This window comes from Methanothrix thermoacetophila PT (genome assembly GCF_000014945.1).
GTDB lineage: Archaea > Halobacteriota > Methanosarcinia > Methanotrichales > Methanotrichaceae > Methanothrix_B > Methanothrix_B thermoacetophila.
The window spans coordinates 498,936-520,043 of the sequence record NC_008553.1 but is presented as its reverse complement, the minus strand read 5'-3'; the positions used below and the strand labels follow the sequence as shown (position 1 = coordinate 520,043).

General features: G+C 54.8%; 24 protein-coding genes. 18 read left to right on the top strand and 6 right to left on the bottom strand.

Annotation, left to right across the window (positions count from 1 at the left end; genetic code table 11):
• Positions 1-459 precede the first annotated feature (459 nt).
• Both mmp10 and MTHE_RS02580 read left to right on the top strand, forming a co-directional pair.
• Entirely contained in the window at positions 460-1,677 is a 1,218-nt protein-coding gene (gene mmp10 / locus MTHE_RS02585) for a methyl coenzyme M reductase-arginine methyltransferase Mmp10 (protein ID WP_175265711.1), read from the top strand.
• Between the two features lie 22 nt (positions 1,678-1,699).
• Positions 1,700-2,119, top strand: coding sequence for a GIY-YIG nuclease family protein (locus MTHE_RS02580; RefSeq protein WP_011695696.1), 420 nt, complete (start codon positions 1,700-1,702; stop codon positions 2,117-2,119).
• Positions 2,120-2,283: 164 nt separating this feature from the next.
• Here MTHE_RS02580 and MTHE_RS02575 read toward each other — a convergent pair whose 3' ends face one another.
• The gene (locus MTHE_RS02575; RefSeq protein WP_011695695.1) at positions 2,284-2,616 is read right to left on the bottom strand and encodes a hypothetical protein; all 333 of its coding nucleotides are present in this window, start codon (positions 2,614-2,616) and stop codon (positions 2,284-2,286) included.
• Positions 2,617-3,525: 909 nt separating this feature from the next.
• On the opposite strand from MTHE_RS02575, the gene MTHE_RS02570 reads away from it, so the two are divergent.
• From MTHE_RS02570 to MTHE_RS02505, 14 genes are all read left to right on the top strand, one after another.
• Entirely contained in the window at positions 3,526-3,849 is a 324-nt protein-coding gene (locus MTHE_RS02570) for a DUF3467 domain-containing protein (RefSeq protein WP_175265710.1), read from the top strand.
• Positions 3,850-3,860: 11 nt separating this feature from the next.
• Entirely contained in the window at positions 3,861-4,370 is a 510-nt protein-coding gene (locus MTHE_RS02565) for a tetratricopeptide repeat protein (protein WP_011695693.1), read from the top strand.
• A gap of 36 nt (positions 4,371-4,406) precedes the next feature.
• Positions 4,407-4,640: an Lrp/AsnC ligand binding domain-containing protein gene (locus tag MTHE_RS02560; RefSeq protein WP_011695692.1), complete on the top strand. Its 234-nt coding sequence runs from the start codon at positions 4,407-4,409 to the stop codon at positions 4,638-4,640.
• The gene (locus MTHE_RS02555) at positions 4,641-5,804 is read left to right on the top strand and encodes an MFS transporter (protein WP_011695691.1); all 1,164 of its coding nucleotides are present in this window, start codon (positions 4,641-4,643) and stop codon (positions 5,802-5,804) included.
• A gap of 326 nt (positions 5,805-6,130) precedes the next feature.
• Positions 6,131-6,721, top strand: coding sequence for a UbiX family flavin prenyltransferase (locus tag MTHE_RS02550; protein ID WP_011695690.1), 591 nt, complete (start codon positions 6,131-6,133; stop codon positions 6,719-6,721).
• Positions 6,722-6,734: 13 nt separating this feature from the next.
• Complete coding sequence (locus MTHE_RS02545; protein WP_175265709.1) at positions 6,735-6,920, top strand: hypothetical protein; 186 nt, start codon at positions 6,735-6,737, stop codon at positions 6,918-6,920.
• Positions 6,921-7,047: 127 nt separating this feature from the next.
• A complete protein-coding gene (gene atwA, locus MTHE_RS02540) occupies positions 7,048-8,649 on the top strand; it encodes a methyl coenzyme M reductase system, component A2 (RefSeq protein ID WP_011695689.1) in 1,602 nt (533 codons plus the stop codon).
• A gap of 42 nt (positions 8,650-8,691) precedes the next feature.
• A complete protein-coding gene (gene mmp3 / locus MTHE_RS02535; RefSeq protein WP_011695688.1) occupies positions 8,692-10,221 on the top strand; it encodes a methyl-coenzyme M reductase-associated protein Mmp3 in 1,530 nt (509 codons plus the stop codon).
• On the top strand, positions 10,218-10,643 hold the full coding sequence (locus tag MTHE_RS02530; RefSeq protein ID WP_011695687.1) for a methanogenesis marker 6 protein: 426 nt from the start codon (positions 10,218-10,220) through the stop codon (positions 10,641-10,643). The genes mmp3 and MTHE_RS02530 overlap by 4 nt, the downstream gene beginning before the upstream one ends.
• Positions 10,644-10,652: 9 nt before the next feature.
• Positions 10,653-11,090, top strand: coding sequence for a methanogenesis marker 5 protein (locus MTHE_RS02525; protein ID WP_011695686.1), 438 nt, complete (start codon positions 10,653-10,655; stop codon positions 11,088-11,090).
• A complete protein-coding gene (locus tag MTHE_RS02520) occupies positions 11,087-12,313 on the top strand; it encodes a methanogenesis marker 15 protein (protein WP_011695685.1) in 1,227 nt (408 codons plus the stop codon). The genes MTHE_RS02525 and MTHE_RS02520 overlap by 4 nt, the downstream gene beginning before the upstream one ends.
• A gap of 1 nt (position 12,314) precedes the next feature.
• Positions 12,315-12,884, top strand: coding sequence for a methanogenesis marker 17 protein (locus tag MTHE_RS02515; RefSeq protein WP_011695684.1), 570 nt, complete (start codon positions 12,315-12,317; stop codon positions 12,882-12,884).
• Positions 12,877-13,800 carry a methanogenesis marker 7 protein gene (locus MTHE_RS02510; protein WP_011695683.1) on the top strand — a complete coding sequence of 308 codons (924 nt, stop codon included), beginning with the start codon at positions 12,877-12,879 and terminating at the stop codon, positions 13,798-13,800. Before MTHE_RS02515 ends, MTHE_RS02510 begins: the two co-directional genes overlap by 8 nt.
• Before the next feature lie 4 nt (positions 13,801-13,804).
• Positions 13,805-14,242, top strand: a complete 438-nt coding sequence (locus MTHE_RS02505) for a carboxymuconolactone decarboxylase family protein (protein ID WP_011695682.1) — start codon at positions 13,805-13,807, stop codon at positions 14,240-14,242.
• Positions 14,243-14,318: 76 nt separating this feature from the next.
• On the opposite strand, the gene argH is transcribed toward MTHE_RS02505, so the two are convergent.
• The 5 genes from argH to MTHE_RS02480 form a co-directional block, all read right to left on the bottom strand.
• The gene (argH, locus tag MTHE_RS02500) at positions 14,319-15,782 is read right to left on the bottom strand and encodes an argininosuccinate lyase (protein WP_011695681.1); all 1,464 of its coding nucleotides are present in this window, start codon (positions 15,780-15,782) and stop codon (positions 14,319-14,321) included.
• Between the two features lie 204 nt (positions 15,783-15,986).
• Positions 15,987-17,153 (bottom strand): bifunctional ornithine acetyltransferase/N-acetylglutamate synthase, encoded by a 1,167-nt coding sequence (argJ, locus tag MTHE_RS02495; protein ID WP_011695680.1) that lies wholly within the window; start codon positions 17,151-17,153, stop codon positions 15,987-15,989.
• Positions 17,150-17,626, bottom strand: a complete 477-nt coding sequence (locus MTHE_RS02490; protein WP_011695679.1) for a CBS domain-containing protein — start codon at positions 17,624-17,626, stop codon at positions 17,150-17,152. Before MTHE_RS02490 ends, argJ begins: the two co-directional genes overlap by 4 nt.
• 107 nt (positions 17,627-17,733) lie before the next feature.
• The gene (gene argC, locus MTHE_RS02485) at positions 17,734-18,759 is read right to left on the bottom strand and encodes an N-acetyl-gamma-glutamyl-phosphate reductase (protein WP_011695678.1); all 1,026 of its coding nucleotides are present in this window, start codon (positions 18,757-18,759) and stop codon (positions 17,734-17,736) included.
• A gap of 39 nt (positions 18,760-18,798) precedes the next feature.
• Positions 18,799-19,758 carry an ADP-ribosylglycohydrolase family protein gene (locus MTHE_RS02480; RefSeq protein ID WP_011695677.1) on the bottom strand — a complete coding sequence of 320 codons (960 nt, stop codon included), beginning with the start codon at positions 19,756-19,758 and terminating at the stop codon, positions 18,799-18,801.
• 56 nt (positions 19,759-19,814) lie between these two features.
• Here MTHE_RS02480 and MTHE_RS02475 point away from each other — a divergent pair, with 56 nt between their 5' ends.
• Together MTHE_RS02475 and MTHE_RS02470 are read left to right on the top strand one after the other, a co-directional pair.
• The gene (locus MTHE_RS02475; RefSeq protein ID WP_232840885.1) at positions 19,815-20,618 is read left to right on the top strand and encodes a class I SAM-dependent methyltransferase; all 804 of its coding nucleotides are present in this window, start codon (positions 19,815-19,817) and stop codon (positions 20,616-20,618) included.
• An 81-nt stretch (positions 20,619-20,699) separates the two neighbouring features.
• Positions 20,700-21,104 (top strand): hypothetical protein, encoded by a 405-nt coding sequence (locus tag MTHE_RS02470; protein WP_011695675.1) that lies wholly within the window; start codon positions 20,700-20,702, stop codon positions 21,102-21,104.
• Positions 21,105-21,108: the final 4 nt, after the last annotated feature.

The following is a 21,108-nucleotide window of genomic DNA, read 5'->3' as shown; positions in this document are numbered from 1 at the left end:
TATACTACTATTTAAGATTAATCTTAACAATTGTAGCAAAAATGCCTGCAGCATGTTTTTTTTTTTTGCGATGAAGTCGATGCATTCCGTAATCTGCCAGCCCGGTGATCGCCTTTGCCAGACCATATGGAGTTGAGGATCATGGGCTAGAATAGCAGAAAGCTATCAGGAATACTGCTCTGGCATAATGCTGCATGATCCCCACGAGGTTGGATACGTCTGAACTCGTCGATGCGAATACAGTATCGGATACTGCAACCACAGATGGCCTGACATCTTGTCATCTCTTCGAACCTGGCCAGATTGTCCGCTACATCGGTTGAGCAGATTTCCAGGACCATGTGCTGGAGGTCGCCGTCGGTTGCAAAATCAGCAGATTGTCCGCTACATCGGTTGAGCAGATCTCCAGGAGAGTGTCGATCGCCAAAGGTTTTTATGTTCCTGGACAGACTCGCTTCCATGGAGATACTCGCAGATGTTGGCGGCAGGCCCGGCATCGATTGCGGTGGATTCTGTACCTACTGCTACTTCAGGGGCGTGAAGCCGGTTCCGCCCTTTGGCTGCAAGCACTGTCTTCCGTTCAGGAAGGGCTGCGATTACTGCACCAGGGCCATAATCGAGGGATACCCGGGCTTCAAGCCGCTTGATGCAGTGGTGTTCGATGTCGCCCAGGCCTCTTATGGAGCCACGCCGGAGAAGGTGACCATAAGCGGTGGCGGCGACCTGAGCTGCTATCCAAATCTTCTGAAACTCGTGAGAATTCTCGGCCAGAAGAATGTCCCGATACATCTGGGCTACACCAGCGGAAAGGGATTCAAGCGGGGCGACGAGGCGGATGAGCTTGTGGATGCGGGCGTCAGAGAGGTCTCCTTTACAGTCTTCGCAACAGATCCCGAGCTGAGACGAAAATACATGCATGACAAGCATCCAGAGGCAGCGCTCTCTAATCTGAGGATTTTCTGCGAGAGGTGTGATGTGTATGCAGCGGCGGTTCTGCTGAAGGGCGTGAACGACGGGGAGGTGCTCGAGCGAACATGCCAGGATCTTGAGGATATGGGAGCAAAGGGATTGATCCTGATGAGGTTTGCAAACCATCCTGAGCAGGGATTGATACTGGGAAATGCGCCCATCATCCCAGGGCAGGATGTCCACACCGTTGAGGAGTTCAGGTGCATTGTCACGGAGATGAATCAGAGGTACAGCATAAGGATAACCGGAACCCCACTCTGGGATCCGGAGACGAAGGCGCCATTCTCCCTTGCTCACAATACCGACAGACTCAGATCTCTCCCGGAGCTGAAGAGATCTGCAACGATCGTAACAGGATCAATTGCTGCTCCGCTGCTCGAGAGGATATTCTCTGCACTCGGTAGAGACGTGAATGTCGTCGCCACAAAGAAAGATGTCGCATGCCTCATGACGATCGATGATCTCAGGGACATAGATCTCTCCAGGGTTAAAAGGACCGTCGTCATTCCGGGAAGGATGCTTGCGCATGAGAGGGAGGTGAAAAAGGAGCTCTCGAGAGATGGGATCGACAGGCTGATAGTGAGAGGGCCGGACAGGCTCACGGTCGATGGCGAGATGAGCATCTCCATGACAGAGGAAGAGGTCATAGAGCTAGAGCTTGAGGCCTTCGCCGAGCTGATCGATGAGATCAACGCGCTCGGCGTGTAAGAACGCGAATGTGGAGATATAGATGCGCGGCATATACACCCTGATACTGGGACTGGAGCATGTGATCAGGATAAGGGTGGGCTCTATCGGCGAGATTCTGTTTCCGGAGGGATACTACGCGTACACCGGCTCTGCCCGCGGCCCGGGCGGCTTCAAACGGATATCCCGCCACGTCGCAGTGATGAACGGCGATAACTCCACACGCCGGTGGCATATCGATTATCTTCTTCCACATGCCACTCTGAGGGATGTGATCACCACAGCAACTGATATGGATCTCGAGTGCGAGGCTGCCAAGAGGATCGGTGCATATTGCATTTCCGTGCCGCGCTTTGGATGCACCGACTGCAGATGTCCGAGCCACCTGCATTACAGCTCGAGTTACACAGAGATGCTCTCTGCGTGCAGGAAAGCCCACAGAGATCTGCTGCGGGATCTCTGAACTCGCATGCGTTGGTATGGACAGATCATCTGCACTCACCTTGGCCCAGCTACATCGAGTGTGGTATGGTGGCGTCTAGCACATAAGAAGCCGCTGGATCATCAGCAGCCGTACTTTAAGATCCTGGGGGCATCGAAACAGGAGCTTGCGCCCTGAATCCCCCATCAGGAGAGCCTTCCCAGCTCCTCCAGGAGCCGTGCCTCCTCATCGCTGAGCGGCGGCTCATCATCATCCTGGATCGTATCGACGACCTGACGTATGGCTATTCCCACCAGGAGCCCTTTGAGGAATGATATCCTCTCCTCATCAACAATGGATGAGACAACCCTGTTGATGTACCTTTCCAGAGTTGTTCCTGGAATCGTTCTGTATGAGTTCAGCTCGTACACAACGCTGAATACCTCGTCCTCCAGGAATCCAAGACTCCTTAGGAACTCCGCGATATCTACCTCATCAGACCCTTGCGTGGCCACATAGCCTGTGTAGCCATAGTTCATGCTTAATCATTAAGTTTTTAAGTATATAACTTTAGCTGAGGCTTGGGGATGTATGAGTATTCTCCTGCTCAAAACATGTGATATTTGGTAGAGGATTCCTATTAATCCATTTCTCGGGATCTGTACGGGTTGATGCATAATTATATTGTTACTATTTTAATCAACAGGGTGGGTTTTAGGAATCCTCGATAGATTCGTGCTCTTATGATGCCGAGGTCTGGTATTTGTTTCCCGGCGCGATCGACCCATGTCCGTCGTCGTAGCTCAGAGCCGGACGCGTGCCCAATTGAATATCCGCAGCATTCAGCCAATGAGACCCAGCAGAGCTGCTCAAAGCTGTCGATCGCTGTTATCGCCTTCGGCTATTCGAGCCCCCAACAGATCTCGATATCCCCTCTGCGCATGAGTGAAGCCAGAAATGCACAGCCGGAAGGTTTAAGTAAGTAAAATTGTTTATACTCAAGATATCTGGAGAAACTCCAGAGGCCATATAACACCCGGTGAGAGGGTCTCCTCCCTGGATCGGCGTCCAACCTCTCACCCAATTCCAAATTATTCTGCGTGATTTTTAACCTTCTCTGCGATCTCATTGAGAAGAGAAATCAATAGAGCAGTTGAATGTTTTGCTTGTGGTATTAGAGCGAAAGCTTGTGCATCAACCTCATGGGGGTTCGTTCAGAGGATGCCGATCCACAGGCCCAGGTTTTCAGATGTTCGAACCAAGACCGATCGCAGTCGATCTCAGCGATGAATCACATCCGGTCCGGCGCTCGAAATACGCAGACCACAGGGCGTCGCAACAACATGCCCGAGAGAAAAACTGCAGCGAACAGCCGTGTGTTCCGAGCGCGTCGAGTTATGGGAGCAGTCTCAACACCTATTTTAATATAGATGTTTTACCCGATTACCATGGAAGTCTCTATAGAGGTAACAAGGAGCCCTGCATTCCGGCAGGTCTACGCGATAGGAGCCATTGGCGGCCACAGCCCGTATGATTTCAGAATATCATTCTACAACGATTCGCCAAGAGCCTTCATAGAGGGTGGTAAGCAGCTGAGCACTGTAGAGCGGAGCATGGAGGTTGAGGTCATACTCTCACCGCTGGCAGCAAAGGAGCTTGCCGAGTGGCTGATGAACCACATAAAGGAGTATGAGAAGCTCTTCGGGGAGATCAAGCGCCCTGGGAAGGCGAAGGAGACGGAGAGATCCTCGCAGCTCCAAGGTTACATGTAGGGGGAGTGATTATGCACACCAAGGAGAAGATCCTCATACACAAGGGCATAGACATGGTGAAGCGAGGGATGTATGAGAAAGCAGTGGAGTACTGTGACAGAGCGCTTGAGATCAACCCGGACAGCTCGGATGCCTGGAACAACAAGGGGGTCGCACTGTATAACCTGGACAGGATTGATGAGGCGCTCGAGTGCTACAACAGAGCTCTGGAGATAGATCCCGGTAACCTGGATGCTATGAGGAACATCGCATTCGTCCACCGCGACCTCGGCGAACTTGAAAAAGCCCTGGAGCTCTACGAGACTATTATAGAGAGGGGTGGAGATGCCTATGACCTGGAGGCGAAGGCGACCATACTCGTTGCGCTGGGCAGGTTTCAGGATGCCATCGAATGCATCGGCAGAGCCTATGAGATGACCCCCGACCCCAGGTTTGAGGTCGAGATGGCCGCCATAATAGGAAAAGTCCAGGCGATGGAGGATCTCGCTCATGAGAACATGGGCTCTGAGGAGAGCGGGTGAATATCCAGGCTAAACGTCAGGTCACGGAGGGCTCGCATGAAAGGGTTCATAATGATAAATGTTGAGCCGGGCTCTGAGAAGGAGGTCTTTGACTCACTTCAGAAGATCAGAGACATAAAGGAGGTCGTGCCGGTGTATGGTGAGTATGACTTCATAGCGATAGCAGATGTCGAGGCGATATCTGATCTCAACAGGATGGTTCTCTCGGTTCGCGAGATACCCAGCGTGACGAACACGAGAACGATACTTGGAATGGAGCTAAAGTTCTAGATGGCAGACCTCCCAAAGAGCATATTTCCCCTGTACCTGTCGGTCTTCGTCTCAGTTCTGGGTTTTGCAGTGGTGGCGCCGATATTCCCCCTCTACGTCCTTGATATGGGGGCCACACACCTCATGCTGGGGATGATAATCTCCATTTACGGCGCGGTTCAGCTGCTGACACAGATGCCCGCTGGCAGGCTCTCAGACCAGAGGGGAAGAAAGCCAGTTCTCCTAATCGGTCTCCTGACATTCACAATAATGCCGCTGCTCTACATTTATGCATCAAATGCGTATCAGCTCCTCCTGATAAGAATCTTCGGCGGCATAGGAGCTTCGATGGTCTGGCCAGTCACCATGGCTCTTATAGTCGATTGCGTGGATCCATCCCACAGAGGTCTTGCGATGGGATGGTACAATGCATCATTCTACTCTGCCGTGGCTGTGGGTCCTGTCATCGGAAGCCTTCTCTATGGGAGCTTTGGAATAAATGCGCCATTCATATTCTGGAGTCTGTTTGCAGTCGCATCTCTTATCATGGTGACGTTTGTTGTCAGAGAGCCGCCAGTCAGGGGAGAGGTGCTGTCCACAAATACACCCAGAACACCCAAAGCCCGGCTGATTGTAGATGGATCCATGATAACGTTCATCATATGCTGCAGTGTGGTTATGGTACCTGGCATAATCGGAGGGTTCAACATGACCCTGCTGCCCGAGCTGGCGCTGAGCGTCGGTGTGGGTGTATCCCAGCTGGGCATCCTGTATATGGCATACGCGGGCAGCAATGCACTGGCCAATATCTATTTCGGGAGGGTAGCCGACCTTGGCCACCGCAGGCTTCTCATAAGCGGAGGAAGTCTTGGATGTGTTCTTGGATTCCTGGTGCTTGGCCACGGTCAGGGCATTCTCCCACAGCTCATCGCTCTGACTATTCTAGGCCTGAGCTCTGGAATATGCACACCAGCGGCTACTGTTGTGGTCTCGTATATCACAAGCCCGGAGAGGAGGGGGGAGATCTTCGGGATATTCAACACCTCCAGAATGCTCGGCGTCGTCATAGGTCCGATAATAGCCGGCCTCACTGCGGATCTCGGTGGGCTGGCAGGAGCTATCACGGCATTCCTGGCTGTATCCCTGCTGATCTCTGCCATGACGCTGAGCCTTCGGGAAATATGAATCAGACACGAGCCTCTGCGAGCGTTGCAGTTACTGTACATGCAATCTACACAGATCGACAGAGATAAATTGCGTGAAGATCAATAGCACATCCAGAATCCGGTCTTATGTTTGAACCACAGAAAGAGTGATGGCAGAAATCGCGTACTGGCTGTGACTTTGTGGTGCAACATGCTCCAGAATAATGCCGAGCGTATGCGGTCCGGAGTGCATGGATGGCATAAACCGCATGGGCCATAAGGACTGGATCATCGCAGTGGGATGAAAAATCCCACTTCATAGTGGCTCAGGTCCTCAGGTCATACAGATAGATTGAGGTGGATGGTGTGGAGATCGTCCTTGGGATAAGTGGCGCTTCTGGTGTTGTGTATGGTACAAGACTGCTTGAGGTTCTGCGTGAGCGCTGTTTTGTCAACCTGATAGTCACCGAGGCTGCAAGAAAGATCCTGGAGATAGAGTGCGATAGATCCTACAAGGATATCATCTCTCTGGCAGATCGCGTGTTCGAGCCGGGCGACCTCACAGCGCCCATTGCAAGCGGCTCGTATCTCTTCGATGCTATGGTTGTGGCCCCATGCAGCATGAGAACTATGGCAGCGATAGCCTATGGTATGTCTGACACGCTCATCACAAGGGTAGCTGATGTCTGCCTGAAGCAGCGAAGGCCGCTCGTGCTGGTGCCCAGAGAGTCTCCACTGAGCCTCATACATCTGAGAAACATGGTTGCAGTCTCGGAGGCAGGGGGTATTGTACTTCCAGCATCCCCCTCTTTCTATTCCAGGCCTCTAAAAGTCGGGGATCTGGTGGACACTGTGGTGTGTAGGATTCTCGACATTCTGGGGATAGATAACAGCATATCGCCCAGATGGGGCGGTTTCGGTGGAAATGCTTATAATGATACGGGTGAAGAGCAATAAGCAGGTGAATTGAATGAAGTGTCAACTCTGTGGGGTGGAGAAGGAGACATTTCCCGTAAATGCGAAGCAGGTGACGATCTTCGGTCCCAAGGATACCACGTTCTACATCTGCCAGGAGTGTCTGGAGCTGAGCCATCAGGCATACCTCGACAAGGAGTTCCTACTGGTAAAGGCAGGGACAGGCGGAAAGGGGCACTGATGCACCGCCAGCCAGCGCTCACCTCTGGATTCGTGCCATGGAGAATGCAATTGTTAACAATAAACTTAAGTAGGATTCGGTCCTGGGAACCGAATGCACCTTATAAATCACCACGGGGATTGATAGTTTGGCACCTTTTATAGAGATCAAGGATCTGACTGTTCGGTTCGGTGATCTTGAGGTTCTGAGCAATGTAAATCTCGAGATCGAGGAGGGTGAGTCTGTAGGGATCCTAGGCAGGAGCGGTGCTGGCAAGAGCGTTCTGATGCATGTCCTGAGAGGGGTTGAGGAGTTTCCAGGCATAAGCGGGAGTGTGATATACCACATCGCAATCTGCGACCGCTGCGGCCATGTCGAGCCGCCGAGCAGAGTGGGCGGGCAGTGCAGATGCGGTGGCACTTTTAAAGCATCTGAAGCGGATTTCGCAAAGCTGGGGATAAACGATCCTCTCAGGAGAGCAGTCGCCCGGCGAATCGCCATAATGCTCCAGAGGACATTTGCCCTCTACGGCGATGAGAGGGTGATCGTGAACGTCATGAGGGCTGTCGAGGACGCCGGCGAGACGATCAGCGTTCACAAGGCAGCTGATCTTCTTGACGAGGTCAACCTCTCACACAGGATGATGCATGTTGCGAGAGAGCTCAGCGGCGGCGAGAAGCAGAGGGTTGTGCTGGCAAGGCAGCTCGCAAAATCGCCGATGCTTCTACTCGCAGATGAGCCGACTGGAACCCTGGATCCGGCGACCGCGGCTGTGGTCCACGACTCCATAAAAAGAGCTGTCAGGGACTTCAAGATGACCATGGTCATCACCAGCCACTGGCAGGATGTGATGGTCGATCTGGCAGACAGGGCTATACTTCTCGATCACGGGAAGATACAGGCCGTGGGTGATCCCAGGACGATAGCGGATCAGTTCATCGCCATGGCGGGAGAGGTAGGGAAGAGGGAGCCGGTTGCTGTTGGCGAGCCGATAATCAGGGCCACAAACCTCTCGAAGAGATACATCAGCATAGATCGCGGTGTTGTCAAAGCTGTAGATAACGTCTCCTTCGAGGTATACGAGAGGGAGATCTTCGGCATAGTGGGCGTTAGTGGCGGTGGAAAGACGACGCTCTCGAAGATAATCAGCGGGCTCATAACCCCAACGAGCGGGTTCGCGTTTGTCAGGGTCGGAGATGAATGGGTGGACATGACGCTGCTCGGTGCTGATGGTCGAGGCAGGGCCACGAAGTATATCGGTGTCCTGCACCAGGAGTACACGCTCTATCCCTATAGAACAGTCATAGAGAACCTGACAGAGGCTATAGGGCTCTCGCTCCCGTATGAGCTCGGCGAGAGGAAGGCGATCCACACGCTCACAACCGTCGGGTTCACAGAGGATGAGGCTGAGATGATCCTCAACAAATACCCGGACGAGCTGAGCGAGGGCGAGCGGCACAGGGTCGCCATGGCACAGGTTCTTATAAAGGAGCCCAGGATAGTTGTTCTTGATGAGCCCACAGGCACGATGGATCCGATAACGAAGATAGAGGTGAGCAAGTCGATTCTCAGTGCACGTGAGGAGCTTGAGGAGACATTCGTCATAGTGAGCCATGACATGGACTTTGTCAGCAATGTGTGTGATCGCGCTATGCTTATGAGAAACGGAAGAGTGGTATCTATCGGCGCTCCTGCGGATGTCCTGAAGTTGCTGACAGAAGAGGAGGAGCGCGAGATGCTGGGGAGCTGATCTCCAGGATGGTTGCCGGGATTCCCGGTGGCAAGGAGGCGTATGAGGGTTAGAGTAGATGGTTCGGAGGTATCTCTGAGAGATGGGGCCACTCTTGGAGAAGCTCTTGAGGCCGCGAACGCCGCTGTATCGCCAGGGGCCGTGATCGGCATAATAAAAGGACGCGGAGAGAAGGCGAAGGCCACGGACTCCTACTGGCTCGTCACGACCAAGGGCAGGATAAGGATCGATCTCCTGGATACTGGCCTGAAGGATGCGTGGCATGAGGCGGTAGAGAGGATAGAGGGGCTGGAGGGGAGATGGTCTGATTCAGGGGCGGTTGCTTTTGGAAACTTCCCTTCGTCGATATCTCCGGGCAGAGGCGTCCACGAGTACAGCAGATTTGATGTGCTCCTCGGCGCCAGCGGCTTTGAAAGCGAGAAGTCCCAGCTGATATTCATCAAGCGCAGACATTCCGCAGTCTACGGTGTGCCATCTGAGAGCAGGGGCATCTTCGCGAGGGTCGTCGGCGGGAAGAACATACTCGACAGGCTGGAGAAGAGCGACAGCATACTCAAAGTGGAGCCGATCGTCGAGTGGGAGGATCTGACCGAGAAGCTTGTCACATCTGATATGTCGTTTCCTCTCGCCGATGGGATGGAGATCTACTCTAGGTTCGAGGTTGAACTCATCCAGGACGCTCCCAAGGGGGCGGAGTTCTTCCTTGCAGCCACGAAGGATGGAGCGCTCAGGGTGGATGCGATCTCCAGCTCATACATCTCCTCCCATATCCTAAAGGGCGAGCCAATAGACTTTGAGCACAGGGAGCCGCGGCTTGAGGGCGCTGTTACGGTGAGGACGTCCGGAAGAGGGCTGGGCCACATATTCATCTACAAGGCTGACAGAACATCCAACCCTGGCCACTCTGTCGTCGGAAGGGTCACTGCAGGTCTGGACCTCCTCAAGCTCGCATCCCCCGGCCAGCGTCTCACCGCAAAGGTAAGACCTGAGAGGTTCATGGTGCTTGGCATGCCGCTCAGCGATGCGATGGAGCTCGCAAGATCCAGGGGCATAGAGCCATCGGTCGATGGCTACACCGGAGATGACGCGGTCGTCATCGAGCAGAACCCGCCGACAACCATGGAGGTTCTGAAGGCCGGTAAGGTTTCACTGAAGGCGATACAGTCATCCAGGCTGGTGAGGATAGAGCTCTACGACGATCTGGCCCCGAAGACCCTGGACTATTTCAGGCATGTTGTGGGGCTCAAGGAGCGGCCGGTGGGGCCTCTTCCGGTATTCTTTGTTTATGAGAACACGGTTCTGTTCAAGCCGTTGATCGACGCGCTCAGATACAAGGAGTTGCTGCCTGAGAACAAGCCCACAGGTCCTGTGCCTGCGGGATCGATAGGCGTCACGAACCAGGTGGCGAAGAGGACCGGGCTGATTGGAGTGAAGTTCGTAGAGGACAGGAGGTATGGCCCCTCCGGGGAGAAGTTCGAGGGCACGAACATCATCGGCAGGGTTATAGATCTTGACAAGCTCAGGGACGTGAAGGAGGGGGAGATCGTGTATGTAATGGAGGAGAAGAGATGAGGGTTACGAAGTACGTGATAACATCTCCGGAGTCTGAGATCCTCCCCTCTGACATCGCCATGCACATCTACGGATCCAAGCGCGACGTTCATGTGAAGGAGACCTGCTTCGGGGTGATCATAAACGGTGAGAAGGACGAGATCGAAGATCTCGTCAGGGAGATAAGAGCCATGGATCCGAACGGGATATTCATAAAGGACCGTGGGTTCCCACCGGGAGATCCAAGAAGATGCCGCGGGCACCGTGGCGGAGGGCCGAGGCCTGGCTTCTTCATGCTGGAGTGCGAGTCGAAGATGCTTCCAATGATATCCAGGGCTCTCGAGGCGGAGAGCAGGAACGCGCCCCTGCCAGAGGCCGCCCCCGAGAAGACGCCCGTGAGCATGGAAAGACTTGTAGAGATTATTAAGGATGAGTTTGCCTGAGGTATCCTGATGGTCAAAGTCATTGTCTACCCCCCCACAAGCACGATACTCGCCGATCTCGTCGACAGGATGGGGCACACGCCCCTGGTTATGGCGAACGAGATCAGAAAGAAGATAGACACGCCGAGCCTCGAATCCCCTCCTCTGAACATCACACCAGAGGACCCGAAGAAGGGGCTGAAATATGCAGCAGTCGATGTGCCCTCAGGTGTTCGCGGGCGGATGTCGCTGATAGGTCCGATGATAGATGAGGCAGAGGCCGCGATAATAGTCGAGGATAACAACTGTCTCGTGGGGTGCACTGGATGCGCCAGGACGAATGAGCTCACCAGGCTGCTGATAAAGATCAAGGGCATACCTTTCATAGAGCTGAAATACCCGAGGGACGATGGTGAGGCCAGGCGCTTCGTTCATGAGATCAGAATGTTCCTGGAGGGGCTGAAATGATAAGAATAGCCCAGCTTTCATGCGGCGCCGAGTACAGCGGAATCCAGAGGGAGCTTGAGAGGGCAGCTGAGATCGTTGGCGCGAAGATGATCTCGCCCGAGGTCTCGCTCGAGGACGTGATGGAGGTGGAGAAGCGCTTCGGCGTATCGGTTCCGAGTGGAGACCTCAACCTGATCATGGCGAGGGCGACCAGGCTGGTACAGAATCCAGATCTTGCAGACGCTGTTTTCGTGGCGACCTGTTTCAGATGCGCAGAGGGCGCCATAATTCGTGGAGAGGTGAGGCGCTACATCCATGAGCATTCGAGACTCCCTGTTCTGAGCTACTCTTTCACAGAGCGGACGACGGCGGAGACCCTGCTGACGAGAATGGAGGCTCTGGTGACTACAGCCAGGATGAGAGGATTGCTCGCCAGGGAGCGCCAGACAGGGCTCACAGCCGGCATAGACTCAGGCTCGACCACCACGAAGGCAGTGATAATGCGCGACAACCAGATCATAGGCACTGGCTGGGTGCCCACGACAGAGGTCATAAAGAGCGCTGAGGAGGCATTCCAGCAGGCTCTCCAGGAGTCGGGGGTGAAGCGCGAGGAGATCCAGGGCATAGGCGTCACAGGATACGGTAGATTCCTCGTCGGCAAGCACTTCGATGCGAAGCTGATACAGGAGGAGATCACGGTCAACTCCAAGGGAGCTGTCTTCCTGGCGAACGCCCAGAAGGGGCCTGCCACTGTGATAGATATAGGCGGGATGGATAACAAGGCGATATCCGTGCAGGACGGCGTGCCCGGGAGCTTCACGATGGGCGGGATATGCGCAGGCGCATCCGGAAGGTTCCTGGAGCTCACCGCGAGAAGGCTGGGCGTGAACATAACAGATCTGGGCAAGCTCGCGCTCAGGGGGTCGTACAAGAGCGTGCCGATGAACAGCTACTGTATTGTCTTCGGCACACAGAGCCTCGTAAACAGCCTCTCGAAGGGCGCACGTCCGGAGGATGTCGCGATGGCTGCCTGCCACAGCGTCGCAGAGCAGGTCTTCGAGCAGCAGCTCCAGGAGGTTGAGGTGAAGCAACCGGTGATCATGGTCGGCGGCACATCGCTCATTGAAGGACTCCCAAGAGCGATGGAGGATCTGCTGGGAATAAAGGTCATTGTTCCGAACCACGCCCAGTACATCGGCGCTGTCGGCGCCGCGCTGCTCGTCTCCGGCATGCTGGAGGTCTGATATGGATCCTCTCGAGGTCTACAGGGTGGAGGCTCCGGGAGAGGAGTTCGGCGCTGCGAAGTACCGAGAGATCATACTCGACATACTCCAGGACCTAGGCCTGGTCAGATCCATAGGCAGGCTTTACGTTTACATAGATATGGAAAGACCGTATTTTGCCGTCTATGGCCTGCTGCGCGGCTCGCTTCCACCACTGCGTGTTGGCGATGTCGCTGATGTCGTCAGGACCCAAGAGGGATACCAGATAAAGGTGAACGAGGAGGAGCATCTCGCTGACATGCTCAGGGTCCTGTGGGAGAAGTACGGGCGTGACAGGGTGGAGCAGCCGGACAGAGACCTGCTGACGATTGCATCAGATGTGAGCCCGGCGGATCTGATTGTGACGGACGTGGACGCTGAGTTCAGAAGGGATCTCACCGATGCTCTGATAAGAATAGCGCCTGAGGGGTTCAGAAACAGAAGGAACGAGATGACCGAGGACTCCTTCCTCTTCATCGCCTCTGAGGAGACGATAACACCGGAGCTGATCGAGGAGGTCAGGGAGAAGATAAGGGGTATGGAGAATGCTTGAGCCTGTGATGTTTACCGGCGGCGTCTACAAGCACGACCTGGTCATAGAGCTTGTCGAGGACCTGGGCGGTTACCTCCTGCAGAAGAACGTGACCCAGAGCGAGGTGATACTGCTCCTGCTCGTCCCCGCAGAGGATCTCAGGATCCTGGAGGATCTCACGAAGGAGCTCCGCGGAGAGCTCACACGCGCGCCGCTTGCCGGAACAGAGGTTGCTGTTGTGACCCCGACACTGGCGATACACCACCTGCCGCACACAGCATGTGATATAGCAGAGTACCTCAGGCGGAATGGAGCGAAGAGCAACATGATCGGGCTGGCGCGGGGGGTCGGGCGAGAGATAGCCCAGATAAACGAGTACGAGACAGCGCTGATAAATGAGCACGATGCGGCTGTCTTCATCTTCGGGAATTTCGTGAAATGCATTATCAAGAAGGAGGAGCTGTACAAGGGCGTAAACATCCCTGTGGTCGTGACAGGTGGTCCTGAGATCCCGAAGGGGGAGATGCCCTACGCCTTCGAGTACGTCTCCTCTGTGGGGAGGATCGCTCACAGGTCGAAGAAGGCGAACGAGATCGGGAACCTGGACAGGATCGTCGCAGCTGTGGGCAGGGCTCTCGACAAGATGCGCGCAGATATAGAGAAGGATCCGCTGACGACGTCTCCTCCGAGAGTGATGGATGTGGTTCGCGAGCAGGTTCCGGATATCGAAAGGTCGTACTCGCCGCTCCCGATCGCCTTGAACCTCAATGGATGCAGAATAAAGCTTCCGTATGACGAATATCATGATGCGATCGGGAATGTGATGTTCGATGAGGGCGTCATGCTTAAAGAGATCGCTAGGATACTGCCCTCAAGAATGAAGAACTACACGCTTGTCAGGATACTTCCTGAGTCCGAGACAGGGATGGTGTTTTAGGGATATGCTTGAGGACGAGCTGAAGGGGATACTCGAGAAGGGTGTGGAGAGGTCTGCTGAGGATATGATAAAGACCATCGAAGAGATCTATGGAGAGGTCCCTTACATATTTCACTTCATGAAGGACAGCCCGGAGCTTCTCGTGACGAAGATCCTTCACAACAACGCGATCGTGCGCAACTCAAAGCTCGACATGAAGACGATTGAGCTGATATCCATCGCGGTCAGCGCTGCGATAAGGTGCAGTCACTGCCTGGAGATGCACATCCGGGTTGCATCGAGGATGGGGATAAGCGATGAGGAGATTGCTGCTGCTATGTTCCTCGCGGCGAATCTCGTGAACGCGAGCGTTCTCGCAACCGCCACCCGAGAGCTCGATGAGGAGCGGGAGGTCTGCAGGGCCTGCCAGGTCGGGACGTGCGAGGTGCACGAGAAGAAGTAAAGGCGATCTCCCTGTCGTCCGCCTGGTAATGCCGGTAATGGGCGCATGATCGCAGTCGCAGTAACGTGATATTTCTTCATGTAGCTGTTACTGTGCGATCAACCCCCTCCATCAGACGTCTGATGGCCGAATCTACTTTCGAACGCTTCTCTGCGAGCCTGGATGACGCCGACTCGAGGTACTTTTTCCTGGCATCCAGCATCCTTGAGACCTCCTCCGGCGCAGGGCCGCCAGGTTTTGAGCGCATCGAGATGTTCGTTCTAGGATCAAGAGCTCTCTCGAGATCTTCAGCTGTGAACCCCATCTGGCTCAGCCGCAAATCTGCCACCACCATCGCAGCCCTGTCGAGATCCTCCAGGCTCGGCTTTCCTGGAAGGCGCGCCAGCCTGCCGACGATCTGATGAGCTGTTCTGAATGGGATTCCTGTGATTCTCACCATCGAATCGGCAAGCTCAGTGGCTGTTGTGAATCCCTCTGTTGATGATCTCTCAAGCCTCTCAAAGTCGAACCTGAGCGTTGACACGCACCCCCTCATGACCCTCAGCGACGATCTCGCGGCTCCAATCCCGCGCCAGATGTGTGGTGTAAGCTCCTGGAGATCCCTGTTGTAGCTCATCGGAAGCGCCTTGCATATGCTCAGCGCGCCGACCAAAGAGCCGATGGCAGTTCCGCTTTTCGCTCTTACAAGCTCAGCGGTATCCGGATTCTTCTTCTGAGGCATTATAGAGCTGGTAGATGCGAAGAGGTCGTTCACCTCTACGTATCCGAACTCAGAGGTTGACCAGAGTATGATCTCCTCCGCGATCCTGCTCAGGTTTATCATCAGTATCGATGTGTCAGAGAGAACCTCCAGCGCGAAATCTCTGCTGGACACTGCGTCCATGCTGTTCTCCACAAGCCCAGAGAACCCTAGGAGCTCGCATGTCATGTATCGGTCTATATCGAACCCAGTGGATGCGAACGCAGCCGCACCCAGCGGGCTGAGATTGACCCTTTCATAGGTGCTTTCGAACCTCTCGAGATCTCTTATTAAAGCGTCTGCATGCGCAAGAAGGTGATGTGCGAGAGTCGTGGGCTGAGCGTGCTGCAGATGCGTGTACCCGGGAATTATGCGCTCCCGGGTCTCATCCGCGATCCGCACCAGCGCATCTATCATCTGGATGAGCTCATCCATGAGGCCGAGCATCTGCTCCCTGAGAGCGATTCGGATGCATGTGGCCACCTCATCATTCCTGGATCGTGCGGTGTGCATTCTGCCGCCTGCCGGCCCGACGCGCTCTATAACATATGCCTCGATCGCCTCGTGTATGTCCTCCCCCTCTCCAAGAACCCCGAATCCTTCTGCGAGCAGCTCCTTCAGAGCCGTGAGTATTCTGGCGCAGTCCTCTCGCGGTATCAGTCCTCTCTCATAAAGCATGAGGAGGTGCGCCATGTCCACAAGGACGTCAGCCTCAGCTATCCACAAATCCACATCCCTTGAGGATATGAAATCCAACACCTCTCCGGAGATATCTCCCAGCCTTGATCCTCTCAGCAGCATCTCTCGAGCTTCCTCATTATATTCAATGTTAAGATGTGTGGTCTGTCAATCCCACAAGCCTTTCGTGTATCTGTTGACTCTAACCTGAACGCAGTCCTGCAGACCTCTTCTTATCCATGCACCTCGCTGCATATAATGAAAACGACGTTTCCGGGATTCCTGGCAGTGGACCAGCCCCGCTCTTCCAGGTTGTTATGATTGTTTTTATGTTGTGTACTTCGCATTGATGTTCACGTACTCATGACTCAGATCGCACCCGAAGCTGCGAGCGCTCCCGGCTCCCGCTCCGAGGTCTATGTGGATGAATATCTCATCGCTGGACATGACCTTTTTCGCCTCTTCCAGAACACCATCGACTATGATCCCGCGATCCACAAGCAGCACAGAGCCGATGCTGGAGCTTATGCTCAGAGAGATCTTCGTGGGATCAAACTCAGCCCCGGATCTGCCGGCTGCACACACGATCCTCCCCCAGTTCGGATCCTCGCCGTAGAGTGCTGCCTTCACGAGGTTGCTCCTCGCTATGCTCTTCGCGGCCCGTCGCGCATCCTCGCTGGATGCTGCTCCTGTGACCTCCACCTCCATCGCCTTCGTAGCGCCCTCTCCGTCCCTGGCTATCATCCTGGCCAGGCTCACACAGACGTACTCCATCGCCTCTTTGAATGAGTCAGGGTCGCATTCCACCATCCGGGTGCTTGTCAGGAGCACGGTGTCGTTTGTGCTTGTATCTCCATCGACTGTCAGCATGTTGAAGCTCACATCCACAGCCTCTTTTAAGAATGGATAGAGCCCCGGTCCGACATCAGCGTCTGTGTAGATGAACGCCAGCATCGTCGCCATATCAGGCTCTATCATGCCCGCGCCCTTGCATATCCCGCCCATGTGAAACCCCTCATGCTCAACAGCGATCTCTTTGACTCTCGTATCAGTCGTCATTATCGCCCGCGCAGCATCACTGCTCGCATCTGGGGATGTGCGGAGCGATGGGACTACCTCTTTTGCGAGCGAGGATATCAGATCGAGATCGAGGTAGCGACCTATGACGCCGGTCGATGCGACGCTGATCATCTCAGGGCTGCATCCGAGGATCCCGGCCATTATGCCGGCCATCCTCTCTGCATCCCTTATTCCACGCACGCCTGTGTATGCATTTGCTGATCCGCTGTTCGCGATTATCCCCTCTGTTCTCCCTCCAGATCTTCTGAGGTGGTCGATGGTCACCTCTATTGGCGCAGCCCTTACCCTGTTTCTCGTGAAGACACCTGCTGCGTACCCGGAGCATGCGATCATCGCGACGCCGTATCTGCCGCGCTTTATGCCACATGCCCTCACGCCTGGCACGGCACATATACCGCCATCGATTTCTCTCATAAGTCCTCCCCAGAGCCAAGCCCGCTTATGATGTCGCCACGGGTCACGATCCCAACAAGCCTGGAGCCCTCCACGACGGGAAGCCTGTTTATTCTGTGCTTCGTCATTATCGCAGCAGCTTCCTCTATCGATGCATCAGGGCTCACTGTTATGGGCTTCCTGCTCATGACATCCGCTACGCGCATCTTTGTTATCTCATCCAGCGAGCGCTTCATGCGCTCCCACCGTATCACATCTCTCACAGGGATCTCAAAGATCTCGAAGGGGCTTGGGAGCCATAGTCCTCCGCGATCGTCCTCTGTCGAGAGAAGCCGCAGCAGGTCTGATTCAGATATTACGCCCACAAGCTCATCCCCATCGAGCACGGGCATGCCACTTATCCTGTTCTCCCTGAGCAGGCGAGCAGCCTCTGCTATGGGATCACTCGCCTGGCAAGAGACAGGGTTTCTGTTCATGATGTCTTTAACGAGCATTGCGACCTCCTCACCGCCAGGGTTTTGCCTCTGAATCACGCCTCTCTGAGACCACCATCGTTATTCTACGATCTTCTCAGCCCGATGCAGTAACCCTGGCAATCCGATCATGGCGCACCGCCGGGAAACCAGAGGCCTGCAGTCTCATCCAGCCCCATCATCAGATTCATGTTCTGGATCGCCTGGCCGGAGGCGCCCTTGACAAGGTTATCTATGGCGGATATAACAACTATGCGGTCGCTGTTCTTCTCTATTTCAAACCCTATGTCGCAGAAGTTCGAGCATCTGACGTTGCCCAGCATGGGCACCCCCTCCACAAGTCTAACAAACTTGGCGTTCCTGTAGAAATCGCTGTAGAGCTTTGAGATGAACTCCCTGTCCTGTATCGTATCCTGGAACGAATCCTTCACAAACACGTGTGCTGTTGTGAGAATGCCGCGAACGGCCGGTATCACATGGGGGGTGAAGCTTATCCTGATGTCATTCTGGAGCCTGGAGAGCTCCTGTTTTATCTCAGGAACATGCCTGTGGTTAGTCACCCTGTAGCACCTTATGTTCTCCGCCAGGTTCGGATAGTGGCTGGTCTCGGTTGGCTCAGCGCCTGCGCCGGATATACCCGACTTGGAGTCGAAGACGACGCGATCCACCATACCAGCCTTCGCCAGGGGCGCGATAGCAAGCGTAGCGCCTGTGGGATAGCATCCTGGATTTCCCACAAGAGATGCGCCTGCAACCTCAGGGTGCAGCTCTGGCAGTCCAAAGACCGCATCCCTCGGCGCCCTGTGCTTTATCCCGTAGGTCTTCTCGAACACATCCACAGGAAGCCTGTAGTCGGCGCTCAGATCGATCACTTTCGCGCCGTTGTCCAGCAGCTCTGGCACCCAGTCCATCGCAGTTCCATGAGGTACTGCTGTGAAAACCACATCACATCTCTGAGCGATCTCAGCAGGCGATGGAGCCTCGAACCTGAGATCGAGCAAGCCTCTTAGATGCTGATGAACAGAGGTCACCGGCTTTCCAGCAAGCTTTCTGGATGTGACGCAGACCACATTTGCAGATGGATGGACGGAGAGTAGGCGGAGCAGCTCACCACCTGTATAGCCAGAACCGCCGACTATTCCTATGTCTATCATGCTGCGTGAGGAGCTCACTGCTGATATAAATCTGCAACGCTATACCCTGCCGGAGATCCTGAGGCTGAGCTGGCCGAGCTCTCTACCCAGCTCCTCGATCCGATCTCTGTTCTCGAGATGCGATAACCACCTCTCAGGCATCCATGATGTCCCGTACCTGGCGCCAGCAAGCGCCCCTGCCATAGATGCCACAGAGTCAGTATCGCCGCCGGCATTGACTGCCTCCACAAGAGCATCCTCCGGATCCAGGCGCACAAAGCAGTAGAACGCAGAGGGCACAGCATCATGCACAGACGGAGATGTGCCCAGGAGCTCCAGCACATCCGATGGATCTCTGTCCGACTCGAGGAATATCCTCACCTCGTCCATCTTTCTTCCGAGCTCGGGAGAGATCCTCGAGGCGATATCAGTCGATATCTCTAAGATCTTCATTCGCGGTAGATCCAAAAGGGATAGGGCGACACCAACGGCAACCGCAACAGCTCCGGCCCTGGCCCCGCGGCTTCTGTGGGTGACGATGCTCTGGAGCTCTGAGTACCTGGATACCATGCTCAGATCCCAGTGGTATACGAGACCGATCGGCGCAGCCCTCATCGCAGCTCCGCAGGTCTCTATATCGACTCCAGCATCCTGCCAGGGCTTTCCTGAGAGCATGTTCTCTATCGCGGATCTTGTTGTAATTCCCACACCTCTGTCAAGTCTTTCGTCCAGTATCCATGTGGACCCCCATCTGACCAGACGCTCAGCAAACAAATCACCTGAGAAGCCCTGTGCCTCTAGAAGAGATTCTGCCAGGATGATGGTCTCCTCAGTGTCGTCCGTGTACTGGCCTGCCTGAAGCCCGTGATGGAAGTGATGATCAGGCGCAGGAAGCATCTCGACAACTCTCCCAAACGATCGCTGTATCTCCAGAGCCGATAGACCTTCAAGCGGCATCCCCAGAGCATCCCCGAGCGCTGATCCGAGAAGGCATCCGATAAACTTATCGAGAAGGTCCATAGTGTTACATCAAAAATGCTGAGGACTAAAAGCTTGTCCATCTAATGAGCGAGACGATGTGTCCTGTAAAATCAAATCTCCTAGGTCCGGCGCTTCTGCCGGATGCGTCTGATTCTCTCATCCGGTCGCCTGGCGCACGCAGAGGGAAGCGCTGCGGACCGAAGCTGCCTGCAGAGCTGGCATGCATGCAGAATCTGCGTGATAGCTGGGATATGTTTTACAGGCGGATGGGGAGATCATGGGGAGGTGTAACACGAGACATCCCAGATCTTCCATGTGGCTCAAGAGTCCTCGAGCTCGGCTGTGGAAGCGGGAAGACCATCAGGGGGATGATCGGCAAGGGTTGGCGCATCGTGGCCATCGACATATCCCGGAGAGCGGTCGAAATCTCGAGATCCATTAAAGATGGAGTGACCGTCGCATCTCAGTTGGGGAATCCCAGTACGAACTCCTCAAAGGGCATCACAGAGGAGGTGGAGCTTCTCACAGCTGACGGCAGGTTGCTCCCTTTCAGAGATGAAGTGTTCGATGCTGTCTTCGCCTTCCATGTCTTGGGGCATCTGCTCGAGACTCAGAGATCTGTGGTGACTAGGGAGATCATACGGGTCACACGCAGTGGCGGCCTGGTTTTCTTCAGGGGATTCTCATTCGATGACTTCAGAGCTGGAGGAGATGAGATTGAGAGAGGGACTTTCATCCGTGGGGATGGGACGATCACGCATTACTTCACGGAGGATGAGGTTCTCGATCTGTTCAAACCGCTCCTGAATCTATCTGTCAATACCGTGAGATGGAGAATGAGGGTAGGAGGCGCAGATCTCATCAGATCTGAGATACGAGCTGCGTTCAGAAAAGAGTGATATGCCATCAATATCCAGATAAAAGTGTGATGATGGCAGCCATGAAGAGCAAGGTCGTCGAAGGAGCGAGGGGGTCTTTGGGTGCCAGCTGACCAGCGCATGGAGTGCGCGAAGACGCTTTCGGAGCATCCATTATTTCCGTTGCTCGTGCGCGCCGCGCTCCGCGCGAGGGTGTCGAGGATGCAGCCCGGCGAGGTCTTCCAGTTCGAGGGAGAGGAGATCTACGTCGAGGAAGACGAGCGGAGTCGGAGCGTGGTGGTGCAGCTCGTGTTGTCCGAGGAGAGACTGATTGAGATGTTCAGAAGCGCAGCTGGGGCGACCGGGATACCAGATGCGCGATCGTCTCTTGGAGATATACTCGATCTCGCACGGGATGAGATCAGAAGACGGTATGGAATAGAGCTCGTGCTCCGCAGAGGCGTCGCGAGGGCAGAGGCGGTCGCATATAAGATCGAGAGGTGGAGCTGGAGAGACGGGCCGCTTTAGCTGA